This is a genomic window from Aquabacterium sp. (genome assembly GCF_016195855.1).
In the GTDB taxonomy this organism is placed as follows: Bacteria; Pseudomonadota; Gammaproteobacteria; order Burkholderiales; family Burkholderiaceae_C; genus Aquabacterium.
The window spans coordinates 168,018-180,408 of sequence record NZ_JACPYU010000010.1 but is presented as its reverse complement, the minus strand read 5'-3'; the positions used below and the strand labels follow the sequence as shown (position 1 = coordinate 180,408).

The 12,391-nt window shown below is 66.3% G+C and carries 12 protein-coding genes; 7 read left to right on the top strand and 5 right to left on the bottom strand.

Going from position 1 to position 12,391, the window contains the following annotated elements; genetic code table 11:
• Window positions 1–321 precede the first annotated feature (321 nt).
• From HY019_RS09260 to HY019_RS09235, 6 genes are all read left to right on the top strand, one after another.
• Entirely contained in the window at window positions 322–1,125 is an 804-nt protein-coding gene (locus tag HY019_RS09260) for a hypothetical protein (RefSeq protein ID WP_290690966.1), read from the top strand.
• 3 nt (window positions 1,126–1,128) lie between these two features.
• On the top strand, window positions 1,129–1,860 hold the full coding sequence (locus tag HY019_RS09255) for an ABC transporter permease subunit (RefSeq protein WP_290690963.1): 732 nt from the start codon (window positions 1,129–1,131) through the stop codon (window positions 1,858–1,860).
• Window positions 1,857–3,011 (top strand): ATP-binding cassette domain-containing protein, encoded by a 1,155-nt coding sequence (locus HY019_RS09250; RefSeq protein WP_290690959.1) that lies wholly within the window; start codon window positions 1,857–1,859, stop codon window positions 3,009–3,011. The genes HY019_RS09255 and HY019_RS09250 overlap by 4 nt, the downstream gene beginning before the upstream one ends.
• Window positions 3,012–3,090: 79 nt before the next feature.
• Window positions 3,091–3,696: an MOSC domain-containing protein gene (locus tag HY019_RS09245; protein ID WP_290690956.1), complete on the top strand. Its 606-nt coding sequence runs from the start codon at window positions 3,091–3,093 to the stop codon at window positions 3,694–3,696.
• A gap of 45 nt (window positions 3,697–3,741) precedes the next feature.
• Entirely contained in the window at window positions 3,742–4,374 is a 633-nt protein-coding gene (locus tag HY019_RS09240; RefSeq protein WP_290690954.1) for a glutathione S-transferase family protein, read from the top strand.
• Between the two features lies 1 nt (window position 4,375).
• Entirely contained in the window at window positions 4,376–4,765 is a 390-nt protein-coding gene (locus HY019_RS09235) for an SRPBCC family protein (RefSeq protein WP_290690951.1), read from the top strand.
• A gap of 5 nt (window positions 4,766–4,770) precedes the next feature.
• Here the strand turns inward: HY019_RS09235 and HY019_RS09230 are convergent, their stop codons facing one another.
• The 3 genes from HY019_RS09230 to HY019_RS09220 all read right to left on the bottom strand — a co-directional run bounded on the left by HY019_RS09230 (window position 4,771) and on the right by HY019_RS09220 (window position 7,079).
• Window positions 4,771–5,094: a hypothetical protein gene (locus tag HY019_RS09230; RefSeq protein WP_290690948.1), complete on the bottom strand. Its 324-nt coding sequence runs from the start codon at window positions 5,092–5,094 to the stop codon at window positions 4,771–4,773.
• Window positions 5,091–5,996, bottom strand: a complete 906-nt coding sequence (locus tag HY019_RS09225) for a 5'-nucleotidase (protein ID WP_290690944.1) — start codon at window positions 5,994–5,996, stop codon at window positions 5,091–5,093. Before HY019_RS09225 ends, HY019_RS09230 begins: the two co-directional genes overlap by 4 nt.
• A 75-nt stretch (window positions 5,997–6,071) precedes the next feature.
• Entirely contained in the window at window positions 6,072–7,079 is a 1,008-nt protein-coding gene (locus tag HY019_RS09220) for an AAA family ATPase (RefSeq protein ID WP_290690940.1), read from the bottom strand.
• 224 nt (window positions 7,080–7,303) lie between these two features.
• On the opposite strand from HY019_RS09220, the gene HY019_RS09215 reads away from it, so the two are divergent.
• A complete protein-coding gene (locus tag HY019_RS09215; RefSeq protein ID WP_290690934.1) occupies window positions 7,304–9,703 on the top strand; it encodes a hybrid sensor histidine kinase/response regulator in 2,400 nt (799 codons plus the stop codon).
• Here the strand turns inward: HY019_RS09215 and gspF are convergent.
• Both gspF and gspE read right to left on the bottom strand, forming a co-directional pair.
• On the bottom strand, window positions 9,696–10,922 hold the full coding sequence (gspF, locus tag HY019_RS09210) for a type II secretion system inner membrane protein GspF (RefSeq protein ID WP_290690928.1): 1,227 nt from the start codon (window positions 10,920–10,922) through the stop codon (window positions 9,696–9,698). The two genes, HY019_RS09215 and gspF, sit on opposite strands and share 8 nt — an antisense overlap.
• 35 nt (window positions 10,923–10,957) lie before the next feature.
• On the bottom strand, window positions 10,958–12,382 hold the full coding sequence (gene gspE / locus HY019_RS09205) for a type II secretion system ATPase GspE (protein ID WP_290690925.1): 1,425 nt from the start codon (window positions 12,380–12,382) through the stop codon (window positions 10,958–10,960).
• Between the last annotated feature and the right edge of the window lie 9 nt (window positions 12,383–12,391).

Below are 12,391 nucleotides of genomic sequence, written 5' to 3'. Positions count from 1 at the left end.
CATAAAAAGCGTGATTCAGCTTATGAATCAACAACTTATGAAGCTATCGACACCCCGCTATCGGTGTGATCCCTGGCCCTTGTGAGGCCGACAATCCGTGACAGTGGAACCGCGTAGTTTAGTCCACTCACCGGGCTTTGAGTTCCCCCCTCGGCCGGGGGGGCCGCCACAGCCCGGCATATCAGGGTGAGACTTGAGTCACGAACCGCCCATGTTTTTGTATCCTGATACATCTTGCGCCACACCTTTTGGGTTGCGCCGGGCCGCTGCGGGCACACTTGTCACAACGGCTCTTTTGCGACTTTTTTCACAATACCCACCATGCCCGAGTTGGCCCGCCGCCCTTTTCTGCAACTGAGCCTCAGCGGTGCGCTGGGTCTGTGTGCGGCCCCCGCCGTGCTGGCACGCGAGCGCGTGATCGCCCGGGCAGACAGCCCGCTGGTCGGGGTGGACCCGCTGTTCATCTCCACCGGCCTGACAGGGCGCTGGCAAACGGCCATGAAGCAGGACCTGGGCTGGTCGGCACGCTGGTCGGCCATGGAAACCACCGAGGTCCTCCAACAACTGGAGCAAGGCCAGGTGGACGCCGGTCTGTTCCTGTCGCACCCGCGTGCCGACGAGCTGGACAAACAAGGCCTGATCTACAACCGCGTCACCCTGGCGCGCACCGACGTGCTGCTGCTGGGCCCCACCGATGACCTGGCCGGCATCCGCAGCGAGGCCGATCCAGGGCGGGCGCTGGCCCAGGTTTTGGCCGCCCACAACGCGGGCGCGGCGCGCTGGCTGCCGCCGCCCGCGGGCTCGGCGGTGGCCGCACTGGCCGATCAACTGACCAAAGGACAGGCCAGCAAAGGCTTGCCGCCCGCTCCTGCCACCAAGGCCCCCCAGACCGCGCCGGCCTACCGCCTGATGACCCGTGCACAGTGGCTCAAGGCGCCCCCCAAGGGCGAACGCCTGAAGGTCTGGCTGGCTGATGCCCCCACGCTGTCGCTCCAGGCCCAGATCGCCAGTTCATTCAGAGCCCGCCATGCGGGCGCCAAACTCTTGACCAGCTGGCTGCAGTGGCCCCTGGCTCAAAACGCCATCAAGTCCACCCGCCCTGCGTGGCAAGTCCTGAAGGAGTGAGCCGTGTCGTCATTTGAACTCGAAGCGCTGTCATTGAGCCTGCAGGTCGCCGTGATCACCTTGCTGATCTCGACGCCGCTGGCCGTGGTGCTGGCCACCGTGATGGCCCGTACCGCATGGCGCGGCAAGGTCGTGCTCGACACCCTGATCCTGCTGCCCATGGGCCTGCCGCCTGCGGTCATCGGCTTCGGGCTGCTCATCGGCCTGGGCGGCGTCGGGGGCAATGGCGGCTGGCTGCACAGCTGGACGGGCTACAGCCTGAGCTTCTACCCCGCCGGCGCCATCATCGCCGCCAGCGTGATGACCGTGCCGCTGATGGTGCGCATCCTGCGCCCGGCCTTCGAGGCCACCGACCCCATGCTGCTACCTGTGGCCCGCACCCTGGGTGCCTCACGCTGGCAGGGCTGGTGGACGATCACCTTGCCGCTGGTGTGGCCTGCCGTGGCCTCGGCCATGGCGCTGGGGCTCACGGCCGCCTGGGGCGAGTCGGGTGCCACGCTGGTGCTGGCGGCCACCTTGCGCCCCCATCACATCGGTGACACCACCGCGCCCGTGGCCCTGGTTCAGGCCCTGCTCAATCAACAGGATGGCGAAGACGCGGCCTGGCATCTGGCCCTGGTCTCACTGCTGATCGCCATGGCGGCCATCGCCATCAGCGAATGGGGCCGCCAACGCTGGCGCCGCCGCTGGCAGGCACGCCTGCGCCCCGTTGGCCTGAGCGTATCGACCACATGAGCGAACAAGCACTGCCACGCACGCTGAGCGTCGAGTTGCGGCTGCAACAACCTGGCCTGGATATCCGCGCCCAGTTCCGCGTCCTGCCGGGCAAGGTCTGCGCCCTGGTGGGCCGCACTGGATCGGGCAAAAGCGCCTTGCTCAAGGCTGCAGCCGGGCTGATGCCCGCCAAGGGTGGGCGCATTGCGCTGGGCACCGATGCCGTGTATGACTCGGCTGCGCGTGTCAACAAGCCGCCGCACGAGCGACGCATCACCTGGCTGGACGGGCACACGCACCTGTTCCCCCACCTCAATGTCAAGGCCAATCTGCAGTACGGCATCAAGGGGCTGGGCATCACCCGCAGGGCGCCCGAGTTCGAGAAGGTGGTGAGCTGGCTGGACCTGTCCTCGCTGCTCAACCGCCGCCCCGAGGCGTTGACCGTCAGCCAGCGTGTCAAGGTGGCGCTGGGCCGCGCCTTGATCTCCGGCCCCAATGCCCTGTTGCTGGACGACCCTTTGGGCGAGGTACCTGCCCACGAGCAGGAAGCCCTGCTGGAGTTGCTGGCCGAGGTCCCCGATCGTTTCAAGGTGCCGGTGGTGCTCGTGAGCCCACGCATGAACGAGGTCATCCGCCTGGCCGACGAGGTGGTCATCCTGCATGAGGGGCGCATGGCCAGTGCCGGCCCTGCCGCCCAGATCCTGTCCGATGTGTCCTTGTCCACCTTCCTGGAAGGCGTGCACGCGGGCAGCGTGCTGGAAGGCGAGGTCAAGCGCCATGACATCGACTGGCTGCTCAGCGAGGTCGATGTATCAGGCCAGCGCGTGACCGTGCCCGCTACCCTGCACCCTGTTGGCAGCAAGGTGCGCCTGAAGGTGCGGGCCCGTGATGTCACCCTGCACCGCGCGGTGCCCACCGACACCAGTTGCAGCAACCACCTGCGCGGGCGCATCACCCAGATCATGCTGGCCGGCGAGCATGGCACCTATGGCGCCGTGGGCATGGAGCTCGACCGCGCACTGGATGCCGCCGACAGCTCGCAGGTCAAGGCCGGTGCGCCGATCTGGGCCCTGCTCACGCGCAAGTCCATCCAGAAGATGGGATGGGCGCCCGGGCAGCCTGTGGTGCTGGGCTTCAAGGCCATGGCAACCACGGTGTCGGCCTGGCACTGACGGGGGCATCAAAGCGGGGGCATCGGGACGGCGGCATACTGACAACCCGGTCACCACCGCCATTGCCCCCGGCCTCGTCATGCCCAGCCTCCAGCCCCGTCAACTGCTGTCGATCAACGTCGCCACACCCAGCCCAATCACCATTGAAGGCCGCCAGATCATGACGGCGATTGGCAAGCGCGCGGTGAGCACCCTGGCTGACCCGCAACGCGTGGCCGTCAGGCCGCTGGGCCTGCAAGGCGACGACCAGGCAGACACCAGCGTGCATGGGGGCTTGAGCAAGGCGGTGTACGCCTACCCTCACGAGCACTACACTTTCTGGCAGACAGTGCGTGCGCAGGCGCAGGCGCAAGATTGGGGCGCCCCCCTGCCGCATGGCATGCTGGGCGAGAACCTGACCCTGACGGGCCTGCTTGAAGGCGATGTGTATGTGGGTGATGTGCTGCAGTTCCCCGATTGCACCCTGGCCATCAGCGAGCCGCGCCGGCCCTGCTACAAGTTCCAGGCCGTCATGGGCTTCAAGCAGGCGGTCAAGATGATGGCGCAGTCCGGCTACTGCGGCTTTTACCTGACGGTACGCCAGCCCGGCACCATCGCGGCAGGCGAGTCTTACGACGTGATCCCCGGCGCACGCGAAGTCAGCATCGCCGAATTGTTCAAGGCCAGGATGCAACGCAGCGATTGACAGCGATGGAGTCTGGCCAACACCCCAACAGAACAGGAGCGCCTCATGCCCAGTGAACGTCACGTGGTCCTGCACCACGCCCCTCAGACCCGATCGGCTGGCACGCTCACGCTGCTGGAAGAGCTGGGTGCCGACTACGAGCTGCACGTGCTCAACCTGAAAGCCGGCGAGCAACGCCAGCCCGCTTACCTGGCCATCAACCCGATGGGCAAGGTGCCGGCCCTGTCGCACCAGGGCACGCTCATCACCGAGCAGGGTGCCATCTACATCTACCTGGGCGACCTGTACGCCGACAAGGGCCTGGCGCCCCAGATGGGTGACCCGCAACGCGGGGCCTATCTGCGCTGGCTGGTGTTCTATGGTTCCTCGTTCGAGCCCGCCGTGGTGGACCGCGCCATGAAGCGCGAACCGGCACCACCCTCCACCTGCCCCTATGGCGACTTCGACACCATGCTCAAGACGCTGACAGACCAACTGGCCAAGGGCCCTTACCTGCTGGGCGACCGTTTCAGCGCGGCCGATGTGCTGTGGGGCACGGCCTTGCGCTGGACCACGCAGTTCGGCCTGGTGCCGGCCACACCGGTGATCCAGGCTTATATCGAGCGGGTCACGTCCCGCCCGGCCTCGGTGCGCGCTGCGGCCATTGACGCGGAGCTGATCGCCAGCCAGACTGCCTGACATGCGCACCCTCAACATCACCGTCGACATCGCTGTGGAACCCGATGCGGTCATGGCCTACGCCTCCGACCCGCGTAACCTGCCCTATTGGGCGCCGGGTTTTGCACGCAGCATCGAGCCGGAAGGCGATGAGTGGATCGTGCAGACCGAGCAAGGCCCGGTGCGACTGTGGTTCACGCCGCCCAATGCCGATGGCATCCTGGACCACGTCGTGCGCCTGCCCAATGGCGAGGAATTCATGAACACGATGCGGGTGCTGGCGCATGCGATGGGCAGCACCGTGTCCTTCGTGTTGCATCAACACGAGGGCATGAGCGAGGCACAGTTCGAGCAGGATGCCGAGCTCGTGCGCGCCGACCTGCTCAACCTCAAAGCCTTGCTGGAAGACTGATCAGGTCAGTCCTCGTCGTCCCAACGCTTGAGGCTGCGCTTGAGCTCGTCAAGCCACTTGCGCACCTCGGCGCTGGATGCCAGCGTCTGCTTGAGCCAATCGGGGCGCTGGCTGGGCTTTTTGGCCAGCGACACGGCCAGGGCGGGCTTGTCACCTGACTGCAGGCTCAGCTCGATCACCGGCAAGCCCTTCCACTCGAAGCGCACCAGCTCGCCCGTGCCTTTTTCGGCCAGGGGCTTGAGCTCACGCAGATCGCGTCGCAGCTTGACCAGCGCCTCATCGGCCTTGAACGGCGGCAGGGCAAAGAAGTCAGACAGGTCTTCGCTCATGATTGGCCTCCCACATTGACGATGCCGGCGGCCACATGCCCGGATGGCACGTGGGGCGCGGCGTTCTCGACATGACCGGTCTGGTCGTCGAAGAAGAAATCGGGCTCGAACTCGCGCAGGAACTCACCCTTGGGTAAGCCACCCAGGAACAAGGCCTCGTGCACCTCGATGCCCCAGTCCATCAGCGTGCGGATGGCGCGCTCATGGGCCGGTGCGCCACGCGCCGTGACCAGCGCAGTGCGGATGCGCATGGCCGACTCGCCTTGCTGCAACTCGTGCAAGGCCATCAGCAAAGGCTTGAAAGGGCCGCCCTGCAAAGGTTGCTCGGCCATGGCCACCTCGTGCGCCTGAAAGGCATCCAGCCCGCCTTTCTGGAACACCTGCTCGGCCTCGTCCGAGAACAACACGGCGTCGCCGTCAAAGGCAATGCGCACTTCGTTCGGGTGCGCCTCACCGGCACGCGCGGCATGTGGCAACACGCGCGCAGCCGGCACGCCCGCCGCCAGGGCCGAGCGCACATCGTTTTCATTGGCCGACAGGAAGAGGTGCGCCTGCAAGGGCCGCAGATAGCGCCAGGGGCTTTGCCCGCGCGTGAACACACCGCGCTCGATGGGCAGGCCATAGTGCTTGGCCGAGCGGAACACCCGCATGCCCGAGACCGGGTCGTTGCGAGACAGGATCACCACCTCCACACGGGCCTCGTCCGGCGTGTTGAAGGCCAGCAGCTTGCGCACCAGCGAGAAGGCCACGCCCGGCTTGGCCGGCTCGTCGACCTTGTCGAGCTGCAGCTTCATGTAGGCACGGTCATCCTCGCCCTCGAACAGGCGGTTCTCATCTTCAAAGTCGAACAAGGCGCGCGAGGAGATCGCGACCACCAATCGTCCAGACAGGCTGGCGGGCATGACAAAGGCCTCTCGGCAAGGTGCACAAGAGGCCTAGTGTAGTGTTCGGCGCTGTGGATTCAGCGCCGAGCAGGCTTACTGCACGAAGCCCATGGCCTGACGCTTGCCGCCTTGCTCGGGCAGGTCGCGCACTTCCAGGGCGTAACGCCCGTCGAGCTTGGCATTGCCGAATGCCATCATCAGCGCGCGGCGCATTTCACGCGGTGCGCAGTGGCTCAACTCAGCGAGCACGGCCTCGCTCAGATCAGGCTCGAAGCGCTGACCCCAATCGTGATCGGCGCGGATGCTGCGGTACAGCTTGGACGCGATCTTGCGCGCGGCCTCCTCATCGGGCATGTCGATGTCAAAGACATTCATGCGGTTGAGGATGGGGTCGGGGATGCCGCGCAGGTCGTTGGCGGTGGCCACCCAGATCACCTGGCTCGCGTCGATCGACACCTCGGCGAACTCGTCGGTGAACTGCCCGGCCGTGTCGTGCTCCAGCAGGCTGTAGAGCGAGCCCAAGGGGTCATAGGCGTGCTCGCCGCCACTCTTGTCGATCTCGTCGACCACCATCACGGGGTTGGCGTACTGGCCGTCCACCAGGGTCTCGAACACCTTGCCAGGGCGGGCGCCCTTCCATTGGCTGGAGGCACCCGAGAGCACCCACCCTGCCGTCATCGAACTCATGGACACGAAGCCCATGCCCGTGCCCAGCAGTTGCGCCACCTCGCGGGCGAAGTGGGTCTTGCCGACACCGGGCGGGCCCAGGAGCAGCATGGGCGTGATCTCCAGCGCATCGCGGCTGTCGCTGCACAGAGCCAGCTGGCGCTTGAGATCGTCCAGCACTTCGTGGAAGTTGGGCAGCTCGTCGTAGAGGTGTTCCATGGCCGGCAGGCCGGATGGCTTGACCTGAAAGCGCTCGGGGCCCATCTCCAGCATGCGCTCATAAGTGGCACGCAGGGATTCATGCTCGCGCGGCGGCAGCTTGCCCAGGCGCTTCTCCACCTCGTGGAGCTTGTAGACGTGTCGCATGTGGGCGATGGGAATGCGCCCCTTGTAGGCCTCTTGTTGGACGGGAACAAGATCAGTGCAACTGCTCATATCAGCCCTCCAGGCATCAACACGCTCTCCCCATCATTGCAGCAAAGACTGAGGTGTCAGAGCCCTTGAACAAGGGGGATGCAAGCATTCATATCATCGAATCCAGACGGCGCCAAGAGGCCCGCCCCGCAGAAGCACGGGGCATCCGTGAGCAAAGGCGCACATGCGCGCTGAACAGCGACAATAAGCCCATCGTCCAGATGGCCCCTAGGCCCCGCCCTGACATGCGCACCGCGTCCGTCGCACTCGATCCGACCGCCCACCGGCCGGCTCGCAGCCCCGCTCAACGTTTACTGTTTGCCCTGCTCGGCTGGATCGCTGTGGCGTCGGCCATCACCTTTGTGGTGTGGCTGGTCAGCCCCTGGTTGATCCCGCCGGCCAGCAACGCGGCGGTCGAGTTCACCGCGCACCGCTTCCGCATGCTGCCCACGGCCAGCCAGGGCGGCACCAACTGGCAGGATGTCAGCCTGCCCGACACCTGGGCCGCACGGGGCCTGCCCTCCAAGGGGGTGGCCCGTTACGAATCCACCTTTCTGCTCAAGCAGGCCCCGGCCTCGCTGCAACAACAGACCTGGGCCGTGCGGGTGGACCGCCTGAGCTTCCAGCACCGCGTGTGGGTCAATGGCCAGTTGATCCATGCCCAGTTGCTGGACGCCGATCCGCTGGGCCGCCCCCTGGCCTACCTGCTGCAGTTCCCCGCCAGCCTGCTGCAGCCGGGCCTCAACCAGCTGCAGGTGGAGGTGCAGCACGCCAGCATGGGCGGCATGTCAGCCCCGATGATCGGCGCCACCGACGAGCTGCTGCCCGGCCACACCATGCAGGCCTTCCTGACGCAGACCCTGCCGCTGACCATCAACATCGTGGCCACGGCCTTTGCCTGCTTCCTGATCACCATCTGGCGCCAGCGCCCCTCCGAGCTCGACATGGGCATGCTGGGCCTCTTGTGCGTGGTGGTGTCGGTGCGCAACTGCAGCTACTACATCGTGGACGGGCCCACGCTGTCGCAAGCCATGACGGGCTGGCTCTACCTGACCGCCCAGGTCACGGCCACGGTGCTGCTGGGCGCCTTTGCCATGGCGATCGCCGGCAAGCGCTGGCCCTGGTTCACCAAAGTGCTGTGGGCCGTGCAGATCGGCTTCCCGCTGCTGGCCGGGCTGGCCGCACAGCAGGGCATGCTGGAAGCCGCGCGGGCGGCCACCTACCCGCTGCTGCTGCTCCTGATGCTGCCCACACTGGCCTTGTTGCTGCGCCTGCACAAACGCTTCAGCAAGCTGGCGGCCATCGGCATGGTGCTGGGCATTGCCGTGTCCCTGGTGGCGGGCGTGCACGACTACCTGCGCCTGATCGGCATGGTCTCGGTCATGCACACTTATTGGCTGCCCATGGCCACCCCCATCACCCTGGCCAGCTACGGCCTGGTGCTGATGAACCGCTTTGTGGAAGCAGGCAAGAGCGCCGAGCAGCTCAACATCGAGCTCGAAGCCAAGGTGCAGGAGCGCACGCAGGCCCTCGTGGCGGCCAACGCGGCCAAGGGCCACTTCCTGGCCGCGGCCAGCCATGACCTGCGCCAGCCCGTGGCCGCCATCGGCCTGCTGTCCGGCCTCTTGCGTGACCGCTTGCGTGATTCCACGCTGCACACCATGACGCTGCGCCTGATCGACGCCGTGAAGGCCATGGAGAACCTGCTCAACGGCCTGCTGGACCTGTCCCGCCTGGAGGCGGGGGCCATCAAGCCGCACTGGCAGGTGGTGGACCTGCACGCCATGCTGGCGCGCATCGGCACCCACGAGCAGGAAATGGCCAACGGCAAAGGCCTGCAGTTGCGCGTGCACCCCACCCGCGCCATGGCCTACAGCGACCCGATCCTGCTGGAGCAAGTCGTGCGCAACCTGATCGGCAACGCCCTGCGCTACACGCAACAGGGCGGCGTGCTGGTGGGCGTGCGCCAGCGCGGCGCGCACCTGCTGATCCAGGTCTGGGACAGCGGCCAGGGCATCGCCCCTGAAGATCAGCAACGCATCTTCGAAGACTTCGTGCAACTGGCCAACCCCGAGCGCAACCAGGCCAAGGGCCTGGGGCTGGGCCTGGCCATCGTGCAGCGCGCCACCCGCCTGCTGGACAGCCGCATCCTGCTGCAATCACGCGTGGGCAAGGGCTCGTGCTTCTCGATCGAGGTGCCGGCCGCGCGCGCCAGCGTGCTGGGCAGCCCGCCTGATCGCACGGCGGCATCGGGCCCAGCCACATCGGCCAACGACAAGCCCTTGAGCGAGCGCCACATCATCCTGCTGGACGACGACGAAGTCCTGCGCCCGGCCCTGACCGAGCAGTTGCGTGCATGGGGAGCCCACGTCAGCCAGGTCGGCTCACTGGAAGACCTGGACGAGTTGCTGCAACGCGTGATGCTGGTCGACCTGTTGCTGACCGATCACCGTCTGCCCGATGGCACTGGCCTGCAGGCCATCGAGATGGCCCGGGCGCGTCATGCGGGGCTGGGGGCTGTGGTGATCACGGGGGACACGGGCGAAGCGCCCATGAAGGCCTTGCAGGCCTGCGGGGCGCCTGTGCTGCACAAGCCCTTCCCCGCCGAGGCTTTGCTCAAAGCCCTTCAGCAGGGTCTTATTTGACCCAGGTGTTCATCTGCATGATCGGCATCATCACCGACATCACGATGAGCATCACGACCAGGCCCATGACCACGATCAGCAAAGGCTCCAGCACGGTCGCAATGGCCAGGGCCTTGCGCTGCACCTCACCCGAGAGCTGATTGGCCGCGCGCTGCAACATGACGGGCAGCTGGCCCGTCTGCTCGCCCAGGCGAGCAAACATCGACAGCAAACCGGGGAAGCGCTTCTTGGCCGCCAGGGCCGAGGCCAGCGGCGCGCCTTCGCGCACCTGCACCAGCGCCTCCATGGCGTCGGCGCGCATGGCGCGGTTCGACAAGGTTTCGGCAGCGGCTTGCAACGCTTTCAGGATGGGTACGCCCGAGCCCGCCAGCATGGCCAGCGTGCCGGCAAAGCGCGCGGCGTTGTAGCCGCGAGAGAGCTTGCCGATCAAGGGCAGCTCCAGCCAGAAGGCATCGAACTTCTGGCGGAAATCCTCGTTGCGGCGCGCGAAGATCAGCGCCGTGAACCCGACGATCAGCACGATCGCCAGCAACCAGCCCCAGTTGCGCATGAAGGCGCTCAGGCCCAGCATGAACTGCGTGAGCGCCGGCAAGGCGCGCTTGCCACTGGAGAACACCTGGGCCACCTGCGGCACCACGAACACCAGCAAGGCGATCACGATCACGATGGCGAACACCGACACGATGGCCGGGTACAAGGTGGCGCCGATCAGCTTGGACTTCAGCGCCTGCTGCTCTTCCAGGTCATTGGCCAGCTTGTCCAGCACACCGCCCAGCTGCCCGCTTTGCTCGCCGGCCGCCACCACGCCACGGTACACATCATCGAACTCGCGCGGGGAGCCCGCCAAAGCCCGCGCAAACGGCGAGCCGGCATTGACCTCGGCCCGCAGGTGCGACACCAGCTCGCGCTGGCGGGGGTCTTCGGCTTCGTCGGCCAGGGCGGTCAAGGCCCGCTCCAGCGGCAGGCCGGCCACCACCAGGCCCGACAACTGCCGCGTCCAGATGGCCAGATCCGATGAGTTGAACACCCGGCGAACGAAGAGCTGCTTGTTGAGGCCCTCGCCCTCACCCGCCGTACCTTGGACGACCGTCTCGACCTTGAGCGGCACCAGTTGCTGCAGGCGCAACTGCGCGCGTGCGGCCTTGGGGTTGTCGGCCTCGACCAGGCCATTGACGGTCTTGCCGGCAGGGTCCAGGGCTTCAAAGCGGAAGGCGGGCATGGTGTGATGGCCTTGTTATGCGCGCTGGCTCACGCTTATTCGCGCGTGACCCGCAGGACTTCTTCCAGCGAGGTCACCCCTTCGGCCACCAAGCGGTCGCCGTCGTCGCGCATGGTCTTCATGCCACCCAGCTGGGCGCGCTCGAAGAGCTTGGCTTCCGATGCCTGCTCGTGGATCAGGGTGCGGATGTCATCATCGGCCACCATCAGCTCGTACACACCGGTACGGCCCTTGTAGCCGCTCATGCCACATTCGCTGCAACCCACCGGATGCCACTTGCCCTGGCCGTCCTGGCGTTTGCAATGCGGGCACAGCTTGCGCACCAGGCGCTGGGCCAGCACGCCCAGCAGCGAACTGGACAGCAGGAAGGGCTCGATGCCCATGTCGGTCAGGCGGGTGACGGCGCTGGGTGCGTCGTTCGTGTGCAGCGTGGCCAGCACCAAGTGGCCAGTCAGCGAAGCCTGCACGGCAATCTGGGCCGTTTCCAGGTCACGGATTTCACCGATCATGATGACGTCCGGGTCCTGACGCAGGATGGCGCGCAGGGCCTTGGCGAAGGTCAGCTCGATGCGGGCGTTGACCTGGGTCTGACCGATGCCGGGCAACTCGTATTCGACCGGGTCTTCCACGGTCAGCACATTGGTGGTGGCCGAATCGACCGTGCTCAGGCCGGCATACAGCGTGGTCGTCTTACCAGAGCCGGTCGGGCCGGTCACCAGCACGATGCCGTGAGGCTGACGCAGCAGGCGCTTGAATCGGTCCAGCGAATCGCCACTCATGCCCAGCGATTCGAGCGTGAACTTGTTGGCGTCGCCCTTGTCCAGCAGACGCAGCACCGCGCGCTCGCCATGGGCGGAAGGCAGGGTCGAGACCCGCACGTCCACCGCACGGCCGCCAATGCGCAGGCTGATGCGCCCGTCTTGCGGCAGGCGCTTTTCGGAGATGTCCAGCTCGGCCATGATCTTCAGGCGCGAGATCAGCGCGGCGTGCAGGGCCTTGTTGGGCTGCACGACCTCACGCAGCGTGCCGTCCACACGGAAGCGCACGGCCGATGAACGCTCGTAAGGCTCGATGTGGATGTCGGAGGCGCCATCCTTGGCCGCTTGCGTCAGCAAGGCATTGAGCATCCGGATGATGGGTGCGTCGTTGCTGGACTCCAGCAGGTCTTCCACCGCCGGCAGGTCCTGCATCATGCGCGACAAGTCCACCGCGCTTTCGACTTCACCGACCACGGCCGCGGCGCTGCCCTCGCCCGCGGCATAAGCCGTGGCAATGCGCTGCGACAGCGTCTCGGCTGGCTCCTGCTCGATGGCATGCACCACGTACAGGCGCATCACCTCGGACAAGGCCGATGGCGACACCGCTGAGCTGGCCCACAGCGTGGCGCGCGTGTCATCGCACTCCAGCAAGATGCCATTGGCCTTGGCAAAGGCATAGGGAAGAGGGTGACGTGCGGCCATGGCCTTCTA